The sequence below is a fragment of the Longimonas sp. genome (genome assembly GCF_040409695.1).
Taxonomy (GTDB): domain Bacteria; phylum Bacteroidota; class Rhodothermia; order Rhodothermales; family Salinibacteraceae; genus Longimonas.
In genome coordinates this window covers 1-18034 of record NZ_JARWGJ010000017.1, presented here as the reverse complement: position 1 = coordinate 18034, position 18034 = coordinate 1, and the positions used below count along the sequence as shown (strand labels likewise).

The 18034-nt window shown below is 60.3% G+C and carries 15 protein-coding genes; 2 read left to right on the top strand and 13 right to left on the bottom strand.

The features are described from left to right. Positions 1-313: 313 nt before the first annotated feature. Positions 314-517 (bottom strand): hypothetical protein, encoded by a 204-nt coding sequence (locus tag PPP56_RS00970; protein ID WP_353561859.1) that lies wholly within the window; start codon positions 515-517, stop codon positions 314-316. Between the two features lie 32 nt (positions 518-549). On the opposite strand from PPP56_RS00970, the gene PPP56_RS00965 reads away from it, so the two are divergent. Then, positions 550-1194, top strand: coding sequence for a Shedu immune nuclease family protein (locus PPP56_RS00965; RefSeq protein ID WP_353561857.1), 645 nt, complete (start codon positions 550-552; stop codon positions 1192-1194). 225 nt (positions 1195-1419) lie between these two features. Here the strand turns inward: PPP56_RS00965 and PPP56_RS00960 are convergent, their stop codons facing one another. From PPP56_RS00960 to PPP56_RS00905, 12 genes are all read right to left on the bottom strand, one after another. Further along, positions 1420-2772 carry an ammonium transporter gene (locus PPP56_RS00960; protein WP_502912533.1) on the bottom strand — a complete coding sequence of 451 codons (1353 nt, stop codon included), beginning with the start codon at positions 2770-2772 and terminating at the stop codon, positions 1420-1422. A 438-nt stretch (positions 2773-3210) separates the two neighbouring features. After that, positions 3211-4053 (bottom strand): purine-nucleoside phosphorylase, encoded by an 843-nt coding sequence (locus PPP56_RS00955; RefSeq protein WP_353561855.1) that lies wholly within the window; start codon positions 4051-4053, stop codon positions 3211-3213. 84 nt (positions 4054-4137) lie between these two features. Then, positions 4138-4308: a hypothetical protein gene (locus tag PPP56_RS00950; protein ID WP_353561853.1), complete on the bottom strand. Its 171-nt coding sequence runs from the start codon at positions 4306-4308 to the stop codon at positions 4138-4140. Continuing rightward, positions 4305-5399 (bottom strand): phosphotransferase family protein, encoded by a 1095-nt coding sequence (locus tag PPP56_RS00945; RefSeq protein WP_353561851.1) that lies wholly within the window; start codon positions 5397-5399, stop codon positions 4305-4307. Before PPP56_RS00945 ends, PPP56_RS00950 begins: the two co-directional genes overlap by 4 nt. Beyond that, complete coding sequence (locus PPP56_RS00940; RefSeq protein ID WP_353561849.1) at positions 5396-6211, bottom strand: phosphorylase family protein; 816 nt, start codon at positions 6209-6211, stop codon at positions 5396-5398. The genes PPP56_RS00945 and PPP56_RS00940 overlap by 4 nt, the downstream gene beginning before the upstream one ends. A gap of 56 nt (positions 6212-6267) precedes the next feature. Next, positions 6268-7014, bottom strand: coding sequence for an ABC transporter ATP-binding protein (locus tag PPP56_RS00935; RefSeq protein ID WP_353561847.1), 747 nt, complete (start codon positions 7012-7014; stop codon positions 6268-6270). Next, the gene (locus tag PPP56_RS00930) at positions 7011-7796 is read right to left on the bottom strand and encodes an ABC transporter permease (RefSeq protein WP_353561845.1); all 786 of its coding nucleotides are present in this window, start codon (positions 7794-7796) and stop codon (positions 7011-7013) included. Before PPP56_RS00930 ends, PPP56_RS00935 begins: the two co-directional genes overlap by 4 nt. Then, on the bottom strand, positions 7793-8629 hold the full coding sequence (locus tag PPP56_RS00925) for an ABC transporter permease subunit (RefSeq protein ID WP_353561843.1): 837 nt from the start codon (positions 8627-8629) through the stop codon (positions 7793-7795). Before PPP56_RS00925 ends, PPP56_RS00930 begins: the two co-directional genes overlap by 4 nt. A gap of 37 nt (positions 8630-8666) precedes the next feature. Next, entirely contained in the window at positions 8667-9890 is a 1224-nt protein-coding gene (locus tag PPP56_RS00920; RefSeq protein WP_353561841.1) for an ABC transporter substrate-binding protein, read from the bottom strand. A gap of 451 nt (positions 9891-10341) precedes the next feature. Beyond that, positions 10342-13455 (bottom strand): TonB-dependent receptor, encoded by a 3114-nt coding sequence (locus PPP56_RS00915; RefSeq protein WP_353561839.1) that lies wholly within the window; start codon positions 13453-13455, stop codon positions 10342-10344. Between the two features lie 415 nt (positions 13456-13870). Further along, a complete protein-coding gene (locus PPP56_RS00910; protein ID WP_353561837.1) occupies positions 13871-14578 on the bottom strand; it encodes a DUF2064 domain-containing protein in 708 nt (235 codons plus the stop codon). Positions 14579-15278: 700 nt separating this feature from the next. Next, positions 15279-16799 carry a hypothetical protein gene (locus PPP56_RS00905; RefSeq protein WP_353561835.1) on the bottom strand — a complete coding sequence of 507 codons (1521 nt, stop codon included), beginning with the start codon at positions 16797-16799 and terminating at the stop codon, positions 15279-15281. 162 nt (positions 16800-16961) lie between these two features. Here PPP56_RS00905 and PPP56_RS00900 point away from each other — a divergent pair. Beyond that, on the top strand, positions 16962-18034 hold a 1073-nt coding region (locus PPP56_RS00900; protein ID WP_353561833.1), incomplete at its 3' end, for a 6-phosphofructokinase.

Sequence of the window (18034 nt, the reverse complement as noted above, 5' to 3'; positions counted from 1 at the left end):
GAGATCGACCAGCCCATGAAGTGGGTGACCGTCGACGAACTGGCGGACTACGCCTTTCCCCGCGCCAATCGCAAGCTCATCGAAGAACTGGAGCGCCGCGAGTACGCACCGTCGTTGTTTGATTGAGAGAGAACGGCTGTAATCTGCATAGCCTGGCACTGTAGCTTTAAAATGAACTTTCAGGAAACACGAACGTGAGATAAAACGCTATTTAGGGTACGACGGTGCTCTCTCCAACGGCATTCACAATGAACTGCCCACAAGCAAAAGCATCATGGTAGAAATAAGTTCGCAGGCACAGATTGCCATCAGATCACTTCTTCCGGTCGACAGAAAGCGAGTCGAGCGGCAGCTTGCCTTTCTGGAGCGGTTCCCTGAAGACGAACACATCCACAGTCAAGTGCGAAAGTTGAGCGGCGACCAGAAAGATCTGTATATAATGAGAGCAGGCGGTACCCTGCGTGTTATTTTCCGCTACGATGGGGACAAGGTTGAAATCCTGGATGTCGTCACGCATGAAAGACTGAAGCGAATGCACGAACATGCGGCATGAAAAATCTCGATCCAATCCGATTCGATCCTCACAAATGCCGCGAAGAGTTAGACGACCTGGGCGTTCACCTTGGTACGAATCATGACTTGAATGAAAGAAAGGATGTTCTCTCGTTCTTTCGTAATCGAAGACACCTATCGGTCTTCATTGGATCGTACTTTACATATATTTCGGACTTTAATCGCATAGCGTATGAATATGATGTCTTCGGCGATTTTAAAGCCGACCTCGTGGTAGGAGACGCTTCTTCGGGCTGGTACGGCTTTATAGAGTTCGAAAATGCGGATGCCTCAAGCATTTTTACCACAAAGCCCGGCAAAGCAACGCCAGAGTGGTCGCCTCGCTTCGAACATGGATTCAGCCAGCTTGTTGACTGGTTCTGGAAACTTTCTGATATGGAGAATACCCGTGACTTTGCCAATCGCTTTGGTGATGAGTACGCTGGTTACGAAGGCTTACTCATCGCGGGCAGGGTAGATGAACTGACCCGAAGAGAAAAAGATAGATTGCGCTGGAGAAGAGACAACATACTCGTTAACTCAAAGCATATCCACTGCGTCACCTTCGACGATCTACACGCCCATCTTGATGCTCGTCTGAGAAGTTACGAAGCGGCGTACCAGGCAGAACAAGAAAGCTAACTTTGATACGCCCAATCGCAAGCTCATCGAAGAACTGGAGCGCCGCGAGTACGCGCCGTCGTTGTCTGATTGAGGTGGAGCGGCGCGTGCAGGTACGTGTCTGTAGAGCAGTATGTGCAGGGCAATATCATTCTACAGAGCTGCATCGGCCCACAAAAAAACGCGGCCGGGGCGCTCACCTCCCGGCCACGCGTGGTGTTGATATGCTGTGGGGTCGGTAGAGGACTACCCTTTCGTGGCATGCGAGCGGACCAGTTCATGGTAGGCCGACATCGCGTGCTCGCCTCTGTCGAGTCCTTCCACCTCCTCTTCATGGTCGACACGGAGACCCATCGTGTTTTTCAGTGCGAGGCCTACCGCGAGGCAGAACGCTACAGTAAAGGCGCCGATCGCCAAAATACCAGCAAGCTGATAGCCGACCTGAGTCAGACCAGCCATCTCGCCAAACAGTCCGACAGCGAGCGTGCCCCAGATGCCACAGGTCAGATGCATGCTGACAGCACCCACCGGGTCGTCAATCTTCAAGACCTCATCGATAACGACGATCGACGCGTAGACCAGCCCCCCTGCGACTACCCCGATCAGCGAGGCCTCCCAGACCGCCATCAAGTCGGCCCCGGCTGTAATGCCGCCGAGTCCGGCAAGGATGCCATCGAGAGCCATGGTCAGGTCGGGCTTGGTGTCGCGGTACCAAGAGAGCAGTCCCGCTGCTATGCCCCCTGAGGCAGCCGCAATAGAGGTGGTAACGAGAACGAGCGATACGGTAGCCGGATCAGCCGAAAGCACCGAGCCGCCGTTGAATCCAAACCACCCAAACCAGAGCAGGAAGACTCCGATGGTTGCCAGCGACATATTGCTGCCGGGAATGGTCTGCGACGTTCCGTCGGCTGCGTACTTACCCAGGCGGGGCCCCAGCAGGAGCGCAAACACGAGCGCGCCCCATCCGCCTACGGAGTGGACCAGGGTGGAGCCGGCGAAGTCGTAGAAGCCCATCTGATCCAGAAAGCCGCCGCCCCACTGCCACGACCCGGTTATCGGATAGCTGATCATCAGAAATGCCACGACAAACAGCAAGAAGCTCGACAGTTTGATGCGCCCGGCCACGCCCCCTGATACGATGGTTGCTGCAGTGGCTGCAAACATGGCCTGAAAGAAGAAGTCGGTGTACCAGGTGTAGCCCTCATCGTAGGCCGGGGTGAGAAGTGCCTCGGCGTTTTCGGGCGACACCGTAATGAAATCTGTGACGGCACCGAGCGAAAAGAAACCGTTGAAGTCGCCCGGGTACATGATGTTAAAGCCGCAGAGGGCGTACGTCAAGATCCCGATACAGATGATCATCGAGTTCTTGAACAGAATGTTGACCGTATTCTTGGACTGCGTCATGCCCGACTCCAGTGACGCGAATCCGAGATGCATAATGAACACCAGCATGCCCGCGATCATGATCCACAGGTTATTGACCGCCCACAGGGCCGGGTCGATGGTGTCTGCGGCGCCGGGCTCTTGGGCATAAGCCGCCACCGGTACCAGAAATGCAAGAAGAACGAGACTGGATATCAGAAAACGTAGCGTTCGCATGGGTACAAGACCTTGCATGATTGAAAGAACTGACCTGCTAAGGCCAGCTGAGCTCTATTAAGCATGACTTTATTTAATTATGCAAAATTAATAAATCAAGACGTATATTTCTGAAAAGCGCTTACAACACAAAAATAATTTTTGTTAGCGTGGAATAGTACACAAATTGTCTTTTCTGTTATATTTGCGTTTTGGAGACCGGTCAATTGAGTCTGGAGCGATTGGTAGGTGGGGCATGGTGGCTGCTTCAGGGCTCTTCTTGTTCTGACAGCGCGTCTTGTCCTAACAGCGCGAGGGACGTGCTTGCTGAGTCAGGCCATGCAGAAGGAGACAGGCATTTCAGACAAGCAGGGGCCTGCAGGGCCGCTGCCATGGGGCCGACGGGGCCCATCCGTGCGCATCCACCTGGGACTGCTGTAGGGACCGTAAAGAAAGGAGCTACGCGAGCGACTGTACGACGCTGCTGAAGAGCGTTTGGAGATGGGGACGGGCACTGGCTGCGGCAGCCATGATGGCCTCGATGTTGGCGGGCTCGAGGGCGTCGGGCAGGCAGAGGTCTGTGATTACGGAGACAGCCAGGCAGCGGATGCCCATGTGGTGGGCGGCGATGACTTCGGGAACGGTGCTCATGCCGACGACATCGGCGCCGAGGTCGCGCATGTAGCGGTACTCGGCGCGGGTTTCGAGCATGGGCCCGAGTACGGCCAGATAGATGCCCTGATAGAGGTGAATCTCATGCTTGAGCGCCTCTGAGCGGGCCAGCGCGCGCAGGTCGGCATCGTACGGTTCGCTCATGTCGGGGAAGCGCGGGCCCCAGTCGTCAATGTTGGGGCCGACCAATGGGTTGGTGCCCTGCTCGTTGATGTGGTCGGTGATGAGCATGAGGTCGCCCTCCTCAAAGTGCGGATCCATGCCGCCGGCGGCGTTCGAGATGAGCAGCTGCTCAATGCCCAGCACGCCCATCACACGAACCGGGAAGGCCACCTGATGCGCGGTGTACCCCTCGTACAGGTGCATGCGTCCGTTCATTGCCAGCACCGGCACGTCCTGCAGCGTACCGATGAGCAGCTCCCCCTCGTGCATGGAGGTGGTGGAGGTCGGGAAGCCCGGGATGTCTTCGTAGGGGAGGCGAGTGGATACATCGGTGTCGTCTTTGAGTCCACCCAGTCCGGTGCCCAGAATCATTGCGGTGGCGGGTATGGCATCCGCTTGGCTGCGGATGTGCGCGGCCGCCTCTTCGACAGAGGCACGATACGAATCAGCGTCAAACGACGGGATCATAGCGGGGTGGCTGGGCAGTCAGAAGCATGTGTAGTGGTAGCTCGTATAGTACGGGTTGAGACGAAGCGTTGCAAGGAAAGTGAGCTACTCCTCGATCGCGCCCCCGCCTCCGGCTCCGGAGGTACCGCTATAGCAGGGCCAGTGCGTGCGAATCGAATGCGTCTTCCACGCATCCCGATGAAAGTCGGTCGTGTGCAGCTGCTCGAACACAATGCCGTGGTTACGCCTGAGCGCTTCTTCCCAGAAGTGCGTCACCCTCCAAATGGATCAAAGATATCCACATCGCCGGGCGTGCGCAGGCAGTGTGCGGCATGCTCCACCGCAGCTTGCATCGCGGGATGGGTAACAGCGAGTCCGTCGTAGAGATAGCCGTCTTGGAACGCCCCGGTGGTTCGTGCCAAGATCTCGCATCCCATGTGCAGCACGGCGATACGACGTGCCTCTGCCCCCCAGAGCGCATGGTCGGCATCAGCATCGGACTGCACGGTGTCGTCGTAGCTATTCAGAAACGCCCGCACCCACGCATCAACGGCATCTGCGGCCTCGGGGGTGGGCGCACGACGAGCAAGCATCCAGCAATGGGCGGCCAGATGCCCAATGTCCTGCGCCAGGTGACCATAGTGCGCCAACTCCCAGTCGATGATACGGAGCCGCGCCGTATCTCCCGTATGATCCACCAGCACCGAGCGCGGCCACAGGTCACCCATGATCATGCATCGCCCCGGCTGCTGAAAGCGCTCGCCCAGTGCAGTGGCCTGCTCGCCCAGCGCCTCGGCATCGGCGATGTCGGCGGCCTCCAGAAACGCCTGCACCTGGCGATACTGCACCGCATGGCGGGTTGCTTGCATGGCGGGGTTAACGACCTGCTCTGCGATTGCAGCAGCGCCATAGGTGCGGGCGTGGAGGTGTCCTATGAACGTGCCGAGTCGCGCTCCAGCGTTAGCCGCTTTGCTGTTGGGAGGCGCCCCATGCAGCCAGGTGCCCAGGTCGGACAGATCGCCCAGGTCCTCCATGATCAGCAGCGGTGCCTCCGCATCCCACCCAAGCCACTTCGGCGGACGACACGCCGGGGTGGCCAGGTCGGATAGGGGTTCACCAGACGCAAAGAGCTGCAAGCATCGGGCGGCCACATGCAGCCGCTCGGGATCGAGCGGCACATCCGGCGCGCTGGCGATGTGCGGAGGCGCATACTTCGCAATCACAGACACAGGTCTGCCGAGCACGCGCCACACCTTGTTCAGATTGCCGCCTGTCATGCGCGTTGGCGATCCCGTAGCGGTGAATGCGGGATACGCAGCTTCAACGTGTGTGGCAACGGTGTCTTCAGATAGGACGGCTGTGCTCATGTGTCAGAGTCATCGTTGAACCGAAAAATGCGATTGCCAAACGGCACCGGTGTACCGTGCCGCAGAAACTGCTGCACGATGCGCTCTTGCTCGCTACGCGATCGGTCGAGCGTGTCGGCGAGGGCGGCCCGGTCTTCAGGCGGATCATGGTCAGGAAGCGAGTACTTGTGCCCGACCACGAGCGCGGCGCACGGAATCTCTAACTCGTTGGCAAGCACCACCTCGGGCGCCAGCGTCATGGAGTTGACCTGCGCGCCCAAACGCGGCCACATCCGGTTCTCGGCTGCCGTTTTTCCGCGAGGGCCGCCCACATAGGCGAACACCACTTCTTCTTGGGCAATGGGCACCTCCACTGCATCGGCGAGCGAACGAAGCTGCGTGTTCAGCCCCGAGGCAAGGAGTCCGTCGTCGAGCACCAGGTGGCCGTGATCGGACGTGGGCGTGTCGAACATGGTGCAGGTGGATCCGTCGGGCAGCCGGTTTTCGAGCATGATGAGGTCGCGCACCAACAGCGGCGTGTAGAGCGGCACCTCCGCATCCAGCACGCCCACCGAACTGGTCACGAGCAAGGCGCCGCAGCCCACTTCACGTAAGGCCCACGCCTGCGCCCGGTAGTTGATCTGGTTGGGCAGAAGCCGGTGCGGCACGTCATGCCGAAACAGCACATACGCAGGCCGCCCGGCATCTGTCACCCGGTGCAGAAACTGCGACCCCCATGGCGTATCGATGTCGATGCGCTCCAGATCAAGTGTGCCCGTGAGGGTGTGGAAGGCGCTGCCCAAAATGGCGGCTACCGAGTTGGTGGCGGACATGTGTATTGGCGGGGTAATGGTTGAGAATGCGAAGGCTCCAGGCGTTTACTGGGCGTTTACTGGGGAGACGAATCGGCGGCGATTTCCTGCTGGATTTTCGTCCAGAAGTCCAGCTCTGACTGTACGCCACTGGCAGCATCTTCAATGAACGCGCGGCGGCTGTCGTAGGTGTGCAGCATGCCGTCGCGCATCTGTGCAAAGCGATCGCCAACGCGAAGCGCCTCTCTGGCATCGTGCGTCACGAAGAGCGTTGTCATGGTGTGGGCATCGCTAATGCGTGTAAAGAGCTGCTGCATCTCGTTGCGCGTGTCGAAGTCGAGGCTGGCGAACGGCTCATCCAGCAGCAGCACATCGGGGTGAATGATGGCAGCGCGCCCAAACGCCACGCGCTGCCGCTGTCCGCCCGAGAGCTGGGCGGGATACTTGTCGGCATGGGCGGCGAGACCCATGTCGCGGATCATCGCATCGACGGCTTCGCGCTGCGTGTTGGCGGGTGCATTCTGTACGGAGAGCCCAAACCCCACGTTTTCGCGGACGGTCAGATGCGGGAAGAGCAGAGCTTCCTGGTAGAGGTAGACCACCCCGCGCTTCTGGGGCGGAAGCGGATCGATGCGGGTATCGCCTACGTGAATGGATCCGCTGTGCTCGCGATGAATCCCAGCGATGATCTTCAGGAGCGTTGTTTTGCCGCTCCCCGAGGCGCCGAGCACGGCCAGCGTATCCCCCTTGTTGAGCGTAAGGTGCACATCGTGCAGCACCTGTTCGGATCCAAACTCCTTGCTGATATTGCGCAGGGTGATCATCGTTTGTGACTCCAGATTCGTTGAACGAGAACGTGCCGATTTACAAGCAGCAGGGTCAGGGGTGGGGTCACGAGCAGGACGCCTGCAAGGGCTGCCAGATACGGGTTGGCTTCGCTTACGTAGCGGAAGACCATAACGGTGAGGGTTTGCACTTTTCCGACGCCAATGTACTGCGTGAGTCCGTACTCGAACCAGGAGATCAGGAACGTCTGGAAGAAACAGACGGCGAGCAGTCCGCGGGCGGCGGGCCAGATGGCGTGGAGAAACACGGTTTGGGCATCGCCGCCCATCGTGCGTACCAGGTGCTCCATGGAGCGGATGCGCTCGTTCCAGAAGCCGTAGAAAAACAGCACGGCGTACGGAATGGTGATGAGCAGTTGCGCCATCGCCACGCCGGGTACGGTGCCGGTGAGCCCGATGCGCAGCAGATACACGTTGAGCATCACCGCCAGAATGACCGGCGCAATCACATACGGGGCGTAGGCCAGCAGAAGCCAGTAGGTGCTGCGGGTATGATACGCCAGCAGGCGACTCACAGCAAATCCGGTTAGGGTAGCCACAGCGCCCACCGTTAGCGACAATCCGAGCGATAGCCCCAGCGATGCCACGAGCGGCGAGTGGCCCTGAAGCAGCCAGTGCCAGTGCTGCAGCGTGAATGGGTGGTCGATGAGCGCGGGATAGTGCCACTGCGTAGACACCGACAGGTAAAGCAGCAGCACGAGAGGCAGTCCGAAGACGACAGCCAGCGCTGCAATCAAAATGCGGCGGGAGGATGTGGTCATAGCGCGTACCTCCGCGAGAACCGCGTGTAGAGGAGTCCGATCGTAGCCAGGCAGAGGAGTGCGTACCAGGTGGCCATCGCATAGGCGACGGGAATGTCGGCCAGGTTGTAGCGCTGCATTTTCTCCAGCACCAGTACGCTAATCATGCGGGGTGAGGAGGCATCGAGCACCAGGGGGATGTCGTAGGCGCCCAGAAAGAAGACAAAGTAGAGGGCAGCCAGCGGGAAGATGCCGCGCAGAAGCACCGGCGCATGTACGCGGCGGATGATCTGCCAGCGTCCGGCTCCAAGCGAGGACGCAACGCGCGCAAGCTCGTACAGATTTTCGTTGCGCCAGAGATTGACCAGCACCAGCAGCAGAAACGGAAAGACGAGCAGCGTGTGCGTCAGGATAATGCTGATGCCGTACGGATCGTTGACCAGCGCCGGGAAGGCTCCGGCATCGGCCACGAGTCCGAGGTGCCACGCGATGCGCGACAGCAGTCCGCCACCCGAGAGCAGCTGGTACGTCACAAACGCGGCGACGATCGGGGGGAGCGTGAGCGGAATGAAGAGCAGGCGGTACACGTTTGGGTGCTCTATGACGCGAGGCATGGACACAAGAAGGGCCAGAGCCACACTCAGGGCCAGCACGATAGACGCTCCGGCTACGTACGCCGAATAGGCAATGGACCGCCCAAACTCGCCATCCAGAAGCTGGGCCCAGTTCGACAGCGTTAAGCCATCCCCCAGCATTCCCACCACCCCGAGGCTGTACAACGCAGCGTACCCGATACTCATCGCGACGGGCACACCGCACAGCACAATCAGCACGGTAATAGCAAGCGAGCGCATGGTGGATGGCGAATAGAGTTCAGGAAGCTGGAGCGAATCACTCCATCACATAGGTGCGGAAGTCGTCCGACAGGCGCATCATGTACTCGGGCGCAAGTTCCTGTTGCGCGTACGGCTCGATATCCGCCCGGTCGGGCGCACGCTCGCGCCCGGGGATGTCGTCGAAGCGCTGCTGCCACTCGGCAGGCAGCCGGTCGCGATCCAGCACGGTGCCATCGCCCCACACATCCGGCTGGATCTTTTCGTACTGCGCTTCGGGCGACATCATAAAGTTGATGGCCACCAGAGCGGCGGCCTTGTTGTCGGAATGTTTGGGGATGCCCAGGTAGTGGCTGTTCTGGATGGTGCCGCTCTCCAGCACATAAGCCCGACTGGACTCTGGAAAGACGCCCTGCGCCACTTTGTTGTCGACCTCGCTGTCGTTGTTGCTCATGGTGAACGCCACCTCGCCACTCGAAAACAGCTGGTGCTGCTGCGAGAGCGTGCTGGGAAACGTGCGTCCCGACCGCCAGAAGTACGGCTTCAAGTCGTTCAGGTACGCCCACAGTTCGCTGCTCCACGTCTCGTAGACCGCCTCGTCGAATTCACCGTAGAGGGTTTCGGGACCAGCTTTGGCCATCAGCAGCGACTTGAGTAGCGTCATGCCAGCAAACTCATTCGGGAGCGTAAACGTCCCCGGATGCTCCTGCACCCAGGTCGCCAACTCCTCGGGCGTCTGCGGCGGACTCTCGACCACATCGCTGTCGTAGATGAGCGTAAACTGCACGTTCCCCCACGGCGCTTCGTATCCATCAATGGGCTGCTGGAAGTCGATGCCGATGAAGGGGTCGTTGTAATCCACGTACTCGGAATGCGGAAGCGCATCGGTAAACGGACCAAAGAGGGCGTCGATTTCGCGCAGCTGGAAAAACGTCTCGCCATTCAGCCAGATCAGATCGAGCTGGCTGGTGGAGCGCCCGCTTTCGATCTCGGAGAGCAGCGTAGACACAATCTGGCTGCCCTGCCCGCTCACAATATCCAGTTCGATGCCGTAGCGCGTCTTCAGTTTGGGCACCACAAAGTCCGCCATGTAGTCATTGATTGCTGGATCGCCCATCCACATCATCATGGTAAAAGAGGTGCCTTCTGCCTCCGCTTCAATGGCCTCCCACGGCTGGTCAAGCACGTCGTGGTCGGTATCCGAATCGGAGGCGCATGCAGTGAGCCCAATGGCCAGGAAAGCGATGAGCAGCGCGAGATGGCGGGTACGGGTTGGTAGCATGGCTATGGGCGTGGTGAACGAAAAGGTGTGTGCAGGCACTGGCTGCGGCGCGTTTCCATGTACTGCTCCCGCAAACAAAGCGCCTGCCAGCATGCTGTTTTTCAGATGGTTAATCCCCTCACCCTTGTTCCCTCTCCCCCGGGGAGAGGGAGACTTGGTTTGGAGGGTGAAGGGGTATTTTGTAGGGACGAAAATAAGTGCGAAAAACCCATCCAGCATCACTCCCAAGTTCCTTCTCCCTGGGGAGAAGGCCAGGATGAGGGGCGTCCATATTGCGGTCATGGTAGGTCGGCCCCGCTCTCACACTCCCGTCGCGACGAGCTCGTTCTGTAGCCCGGGATCAGGAGCGGAGCGGATATCCCGGGCCGCATTGAGCCACGCTAAACAGATACCAGGGAGGAAGGCTATGATGGAGGGGGAAGCATCCATAGAAACCCTTATCATTCAGGCTCTAAAACAAGTAGCGCACGCCAAACTGAAATTGACGGGGGGGCGCGGCGTTGCGCTGTTCAAACTGCCGCGAGCTGGCCGGGCCGGTCTGAATCTGGTTGCTTTGCGTGGCATTGTTGGCAAAGCCGCTCAGATTTTCAGCGTTCAACACGTTAAACACATCGGCACGGGCCACTACGCGTCCGCCGCCAAGGGGAAGCGCGTACTGCACGCTCACATCGAAGGTGGTCGACCAGGGCAGGCGATCGCTGTTGCGGTCTTCGCCGGGCCAGCGGTCGTTATTGCCGAGGTACGCATCCGAGAACGCGCGTCCGTCGCCGTTCAGGTCGGTCGTGCCGAACACCTCGGCATCGGGCACCCGGTTCACCGGCTGTCCGCTCTGGATAAGGCTGGCCAGCGTAAGGCGCAGGCGGTCGGTCGGGAAGTACGATAGCATGCCATCGATAACATGCGTGCGGTCGTTCACCGAGGGCCCCCACTCATCGTCGAAGTCGTTGGCGTTTTGCGCGCGGAAGTTGATGTCGTCGGTGTTGTTCCGTAGCTGCGACAGCGTATACGAGAGCCGGTAGGCGAAATCGCCCTCGCCGCGCTCGCCAATCAGGTTCACGTTGGCCGCCCAGTAGCGCGCCTCACCGGCGGTTTCCGTCATGACGATCTGCCGCGCCACCCCATCTCGAAACTGCGGATTGCCGTCGGCATCCGTGAGGATGTCGCCGTTTCCATCGCGCTCGAAGATATCCGTAGGACGCGTCTGGTCGGCTTCAAACTGCGTGCGCACCAGCTCCGATGGATCGCGGTCGGGATCGGATTGAGCGGCCTGCACCTCCTCGGGCGCAATCGAGAAGGGCTCGGCAGCATTCAGGTCGCGCAGCCGGAATTCGTTGAACGAGCGCGTGTGAATCAGGTCCACGTAAAACAGCGTGTTCGCAGCCACTTCGCGCTGATAGCCCAGCGAAAACTGATGCGTGACCGGGTTGTCGTATCCGTCGGGGTTCAGGATGCGAAGCTCGTTGCTAAAGATCGATGCCCGCTCATCGGATAACTCCTCGGGGGTAGGCCCTTCGAGGAACGGTACCGCACCAGGGTTGGGGGCGTTGGCGGTGAGGTTGCCCCGATTTGTGATGCGGTCGATGTTGGTATCGCTGGGCAGCACGCCCTGGTCGATTAGCGACTGCAGCTGGTTCTGAAAGCCGGGGGCGTTGGAGCTAAACTGCAGCGCGTCGCTGTAGACGGCGTACACGATCTTGTCGTAGAACATGCCGTATCCGCCCCGCAGACTGCTCCGCTCGTCGAGCGCGTAGTTCAGGCTCAGGCGAGGCGCAAAGTTGGTATAGGTGCCCGAATCCGACCCGCCCTTCGACAGGCTGTCGTAGTCCCAGCGCACGCCCGCGGTGACGTTCAGGTTGCGGATGGGCGAAAACTGATCTTCCAGGTAGGCCCCAATGAGCACCTGATCGGTTCCGAAGGTGGCCGGACGCGTTTCAACGCCGTAGTTGAGCACCTCCACCGAGCCGGGCAGGTCGCGCAGATCGTCGGGCGCCAGGTCCTGGCTGGGCTGCTGATCGCGGAGGGCCTGCACCTGCGCATCCGACAGACGCACGGTGTAGTTGCCGTTGGGGTTGCCGCCACCGGCCAGCGAAAAGTCGGAGCGGATCACATCCAACCCGGCCAGCAGGTCGTGACTGCCGGCATCATACCGCACCTTCTGTTGCAACTGCACGGTGTGCTCGGTCTCGTCGAACCGGAAGCCCGGATGCCCCAGAATGCCCAGCGTGGTGCCGTCGGGCCCCTCCATTGTGACTTGCGAGGCATCGGGGTTACGGGGCTGCGCAAAGTCCCAGTTGAACCAGCTGTACTGCGCGTTGGCCTCGTACACCCACCGGTCGCGCGTGTAGGTGTTGGCAAGGGCAACATGGAGGCCGTCGCGCACCTGTGTATCCGCTGCCGAGGCAAACTGCACGCCTCCCTCCAGGCCGCCGCCCTGCCGATCGATGCGCACGCGGTTGTAGTTAGTGCGCAGCGTAGAGCGCCAGTGATCGGACCACCGGTGGTCGAGCCGGGTCGAGAGATACGACTGGTGGTTCTGCCCCTGCACGGTTTCGTTGACGCCCAAGTCGGGTACGTTGAGCAGATTGTCTTTGAAATCGCTGGTGTGTTCTGCGTTCACAAAGAAGAAGGTCTGATCGCGCACGATGGGTCCCCCCACCGAAAACCCGCCCTGATGGCGCGAAAATCCATCTTTAACCGGGTTGCCCGACAGATCGCGCTGCGCAAACGGCGAACTGGAATCGAGCGGCGGACCGGGACGCGTGAGGTAGAACGCCTCGCCGGTAAACTCATTGCTGCCCGACTTAGTCGTCACGTTGAAGATGCCATTGCCCGTCCGCCCAAACTCCGCCGAATACGTGCTCGACAGCACCGTGATATCCTCGATCATTCCGGTAGGCAGCTCAAACTGCGGACCGCCCAGGAAATTCTCGTTGTTGTCCATGCCGTCGATCAGATAATTGGTGTAGAGCCCATTGGCCCCGTTGATGCTCACCACCGGCGCCTCCGTAAAAAACCCGGTAGCGGGCGTCACGTTAGGCAGCCGCTTCAGCACCTCCTTGAAATTGCGGCCCTCAACGGGCGCATCCTCAATGGTTTGGCTGGAGATGGACGACGACACCTCCGCGTTGACACGGTTCACCGCCGTAAGTCCCATTGTGCTCCGCACCACCACCTCGTCCAACTCGCGATCGGTAGCCGGAGCAAGTACCAGCGTGATGCTACGCGTATGGTCGGTGCGCAGCCGCAGGCCGGTGACCTCGGCGGCAAAGTGGTCATCCGTCTCGGGGGTAGACACGTCGTACGCTCCCGAAGTAGAAAGGCCCAACAGACGCGTGCGGCCATCTGCGTCTGTGGTGCGTGTGGCTTCATACCCGATATTAGTATTTGCGATGCGCACGGTGGCGCCTTCGACCGGCGCGCCGGTGTCGGAATCGAGCAGTCGGATTTCAAGACCCGCCTGCGCATGTGCCGTGGATGGCATTCCCAGCGCGGCCAGCAGGACCGCCCCCGCGAGGGCAAGCAGGTGAAGACGATGATTCAAACGAAACGGTATCAGTAAAGACATAATCGGCAGAAAAAGGTACGTCTACAGCAGAACAGATTGCGGCGGAGCGGGGCGGCTATCGCAAGCCATCCCATCAGCCACGCACGGAAGTATGGGAGGGTCACAGGTTGATTTGGGGGCGTCCGGATGTCCAAACATGCCGAGGAAAACCGACAAACTTGTCATTGCGACTCACTCAACCCCCTCTCCCTACGGGTTTCTCCCCCTTGGCCAAGGGGGAGATGTCCACAGGATCACGCCTGCGGCGAAGCTCGAAGACAGAGGGGGTTCGAACAAGACAAAGCAGCACCACCCAAACATTGACCTATGACAGAGCCCTACCCTATGACTGGCCATGCATCGCGACGAGGCGTACCGGAGACACAGGATCAGAGCAATCCTCCATCGGGCTTCCATCCTAACGGAGAAGGATTAACTATGCGCGGACAACGGGAGGAGCCCGCGCCTGCTGTAGACGGACGTACGAGGTGCTTTTCAGAGATGGAGGCGGTAGTGGGCCATGCTCCGGACGCCGTCCAAGTGCATCGCAGAGCTTCCCGAGCAGCGCAGAGGATGGAGCCGTGCACGCACACCGAACCAGTGCATGCAGGTCGCCCGGCGTGTTCACATCGCTTCGCGGCACGAGCCGAACCGGCGGCTGTCCGCTGAGGATTGCAAGATGGCGACGCAACGCCTGTCCGGTGTGGGCCGACTGCCACGGGAGCGCAGCAAAGGCCTCCGCATCAAAATGATCGCGGCGCATGCCAATGAGATAGGTGCCGCCCTCGGGCGTAGGCCCCAGCACCGGCTGGCCATCGGCGAGATGCGCATCAACCGAGGCCCAATCGACATCGTGCAGGGTGGGACAGTCGTTGCCAACGGCGATCACCCGTTCGTATCCCGCCGCAAAGGCGGAGGCCATCGCATGCGCCAGCCGCTCGCCAAACGTGGTGCCCCGCTGAACGGCTTCCGTGTGTTCGATGACAGGATATCCGCTCTGCTGCACCGCCCGGCGGGTGTGCTCCTGCAGCACATGCGCCACGCGCGTGCTGGTGGTGTAATCGTGAGGCACCACCTGCTTATGCCGCGCCTCGGCACCTGGGCGACGGCTAAACAGCAATATGGCCGTGGTAGCGGTAGACACAGCGGTGGGGCGTGGAGAGATCGACGCGAAATCAACGCAAATGCGGATCAGATAATGGTTTCACCATACAAATCCGGGATAAGTATGTACACCGTCTCGCCATATCGTTACAGGCGGTGTGCGGTAGATCGCCAATTCGTGAGTGATGCATCGGAGGGCGCCGTTCTATCGGTCCTGTTTCTGCTGTGTTATGGAGAGGGGTCTTGCTATTTTCTGACGGGCTTTGTGCTGTAACGGCAAAGCTTTGCCGCGAAGGCGGGTTGTGCTGTTACCGGTCAGCGGTTGGGTGGTGCAGCGTCAATGATGCAGCTACATTGTCAGGGGGAGATCCCGGCTCTGCGGCGCCTTGGCCGGGATGACTATGAGCGTTGATAGCTCATGATCTGCCTCAGGGTTCGGGCGTGACACAGCAGTAGGAGCCTATCCATGCAGCACCAGGAGCGCCACCCGTTCGGGCACACCGAGAGCCCCCGTGTCCTTCGTTATGCCTAAGTGTCGTCGGACGTCCGTTTTGGGTAAGCACCGCTCCGTTCATGGATTGTCATCTTGAGCGTAGCGAATAAAGATCTCCCCCGAAATGGGCAGGACCGCACGATCGCCCCGAGCTTGCTGAGCGCCGAGGAGAGGGTTCGACTGCGGCCTCTTCCGTCGGCCTTCGCTCACCATGACAAGTGGTTTGTGATTATCATCGTACAGGCTTTTAGTCGGCAGCGGGCACGCGGAACGCGTCTTCGAGCAGCTCGGCGTGCGCGAGCAGCGCGTCGTAGAGCGTTTCACTTCGCGCAGCCACCTCCTCTTCTACGTCGTCCCAGTCGCTGGCTGAAGCAAAGGCGGTGCCGTTGCTATAGGCGTTGCCTGCGGCGGTCAGGAAGATACCGATGGGTGCAGCACGGACCGTGTCGTCGGCCACCTCGCCGGTCTCCATGTCGAGTGCTGTGACCAACTGCCCGTTGTGCATCTGATAGTCGAGCGCGCCCTGTAGCTGCTGATCGGTGAAGGCGTTAATGGCATCCATGAGTTCAGGCCGCTGGTTTGTGATGTACTGCGCGGTGCCCTCCCGCTCACGAGCGTAGCTGAATCCGCCTGTAAGGTGATTCACGAATGTCCACAGCGCCTGTGTCGACATGGTGTCTGAGGCAGCGTGCGCAGCGCCGTCTTCGAAGCGGATGGCGGCAGGCATCCCCCAGGGCTCGGCCAGGTCGAGCGCGGCATCGAGCATGTGGGCGCTGCGCTCGAACAGCTGACGTGCCTCTTCGCGGTCGGCATCGGTGCCAAATATGTGGAGGATCTCGTACCAGGACTTGTGCGCATGCACGAGGGCGCCAAGCGTAGCGAGATCCATCGTCACGGCTCCCTCAGATTCTGTGCCGTCGTGGTATGCTCCCAGTTCATCGTCCCACCAGCTGTCCCAGACCGCAGCCTGCTGGCGCGCCTCTTCAACGAGATCATCGGGGGTATAGTGAAGCCACCGGGCCAGGTGCTCTTCGGAGAGCTGCCCCATATCGTCGGCGCCGCCGGGCTTATCCCACCGCACCCAGGCATACACGTGCGCATGCAGCGCGGCACCGCCGTGGCTCATGCTTTCAAGATCGACCTGCTCGTGGTCGGCGTCGTGCGCGATGCGTCCGTTGTTGGTGTGCGCGTCGAGCAGGTAGCGCCCCATGTCTGCGTAGTACGTGGTGTTGTTGTACGTGATGGCATCCTCAAGCCCGTGATCCGCCCAGCGGTCGCCACGATGGTGGATGTGGTACGCATACGTGGCCGGACTGTAGAGACGCAGGTCGGCTGGCGTGGCAGCCTCATCCTGCTCTACCGGACGGCCCGTCTGCGCATCCACCCGTGCATGCAGGCGTCCGTCTTCAGAGAAGAAGCGCTCCAGGATCGAGATGGAGGCCAGCCAGTCGCGTCCGCGCTGGGCCTGGGGGTCGCCCGCAAGCTCTTCGTCGTAGTTGGGATGCCCCATCTCACTACCGCGCGAGATACCGCCGATCATGGAGGTGCCGTGCATGACGTGGCTCATGTCTTCGAATCGCGCCTCACCATCCGCAAACACGGGCTGCCCGTCCGCGTCCAGCATGTGAGCAACCAGGAAGTCGGGGGCCTCCTGTTCGGCAGCAGGTTCAGGGGGATCCGATGGTTCGCATCCAACAAGAAAAAACAGCAGCGCCGCCGATAACGAGGCAATGCATGCGAAGGAACGCGTAGACGTGCGAGACCACATAGGGAGTGCGGGAAAAAGGGAGCAAGAACACAGAAGCATGGGCGCGCCGCTTGACGCTTACCCGCTGCAGTACCGATACTTATTAACTGACTACGAGTCCTGTAAGTAGAAGTGCCAGTCTCGTTTCAACCGAATTACACTCTACCATCTTCCGAACAACCTATGTCTGACTCACTTCGTGTTGGCGTGCTCACCGGTGGGGGCGACTGCCCCGGTCTGAACGCTGTTATCCGTGCCGTTACCAAAAGCCTGCTCTCGCAGTGCCATGCCGAGGTTATCGGAATTCGTGAGGGCTTCCGCGGGCTTATCGAGGGGGATACGCAGGTCTTGACGTCGCCCGACGTAAGCGGTATTCTGACGCGTGGCGGCACGATCCTGGGCGCAAGCAATAAGGCCAATCCGTTTGAGTATTACCGCAGCGGTGGGGCCGATGTGTCGGCGCAGACGCTGAAGCAGTATAAGCAGCTGCATCTCGATGGCCTCGTTGCGATTGGCGGCGACGGCACCATGTCGATTGCACACCGCCTGCAGGAGCTGGGCATGAATGTGGTTGGGGTGCCGAAAACGATCGACAACGACCTGATGGGCACCGACCGCACCTTCGGGTTCGACACGGCCGTGCACATTGCTACGGAGGCGATGGACCGCATCCACACGACCGCGCAGAGTCACCACCGGGTGATGATCGTGGAGACGATGGGACGCTATGCCGGGTGGATTGCCCTGCACTCGGGCGTAGCCAGCGGCGCCGACATCATTCTGATTCCGGAGCTGCCCTACGACGTAGACGAAGTCATTCGCGTCTGCCAGGAGCGCGAAGAGGGCGGCCGCCAGTTTACGATTATCTCGATTGCGGAGGGGGCCAAGCCAAAGGGCGGGTCGTTTACCGTGAGCGAGCGCGTGGAAGAGAGCCACGACCCGCTGCGTCTGGGCGGAGTTGGCAAGGCGCTGGCCGAGCAGATTAAGCCTCACATCGAGAGCGAGGTGCGCACTACGATCCTCGGTCATATGCAGCGCGGCGGCACGCCCACCGCATACGACCGTACGCTTTCTACCGCGTTTGGTGCGCACGCTGCCGAGCTCGTTGCCGATGGCGCGTTCGGCGTGATGGTGGCGCGCCAGGAGGGCCGCTTTACGCACATCCCGCTGCACGAGGTGGCCGACGAGGTGCGCACCGTGCCGCGTAACGCACCGCTGATCGCGTCGGGCGTGGCCATGGGTACCTCGTTTGGCGT

Coding starts and splice junctions, on each gene's coding strand:
- PPP56_RS00925 (WP_353561843.1), bottom strand. CDS start 8,629: ATGCGCTCGCTTGCTATTACCGTGCTGATTGTGCTGTGCGGTGTGCCC.
- PPP56_RS00945 (WP_353561851.1), bottom strand. CDS start 5,399: ATGAGCACAGCCGTCCTATCTGAAGACACCGTTGCCACACACGTTGAA.
- PPP56_RS00940 (WP_353561849.1), bottom strand. CDS start 6,211: ATGTCCGCCACCAACTCGGTAGCCGCCATTTTGGGCAGCGCCTTCCAC.
- PPP56_RS00960 (WP_502912533.1), bottom strand. CDS start 2,772: ATGCGAACGCTACGTTTTCTGATATCCAGTCTCGTTCTTCTTGCATTT.
- PPP56_RS00935 (WP_353561847.1), bottom strand. CDS start 7,014: ATGATCACCCTGCGCAATATCAGCAAGGAGTTTGGATCCGAACAGGTG.
- PPP56_RS00930 (WP_353561845.1), bottom strand. CDS start 7,796: ATGACCACATCCTCCCGCCGCATTTTGATTGCAGCGCTGGCTGTCGTC.
- PPP56_RS00905 (WP_353561835.1), bottom strand. CDS start 16,799: ATGTGGTCTCGCACGTCTACGCGTTCCTTCGCATGCATTGCCTCGTTA.
- PPP56_RS00970 (WP_353561859.1), bottom strand. CDS start 517: ATGCGTGACGACATCCAGGATTTCAACCTTGTCCCCATCGTAGCGGAA.
- PPP56_RS00965 (WP_353561857.1), top strand. CDS start 550: ATGAAAAATCTCGATCCAATCCGATTCGATCCTCACAAATGCCGCGAA.
- PPP56_RS00915 (WP_353561839.1), bottom strand. CDS start 13,455: ATGTCTTTACTGATACCGTTTCGTTTGAATCATCGTCTTCACCTGCTT.
- PPP56_RS00920 (WP_353561841.1), bottom strand. CDS start 9,890: ATGCTACCAACCCGTACCCGCCATCTCGCGCTGCTCATCGCTTTCCTG.
- PPP56_RS00955 (WP_353561855.1), bottom strand. CDS start 4,053: ATGATCCCGTCGTTTGACGCTGATTCGTATCGTGCCTCTGTCGAAGAG.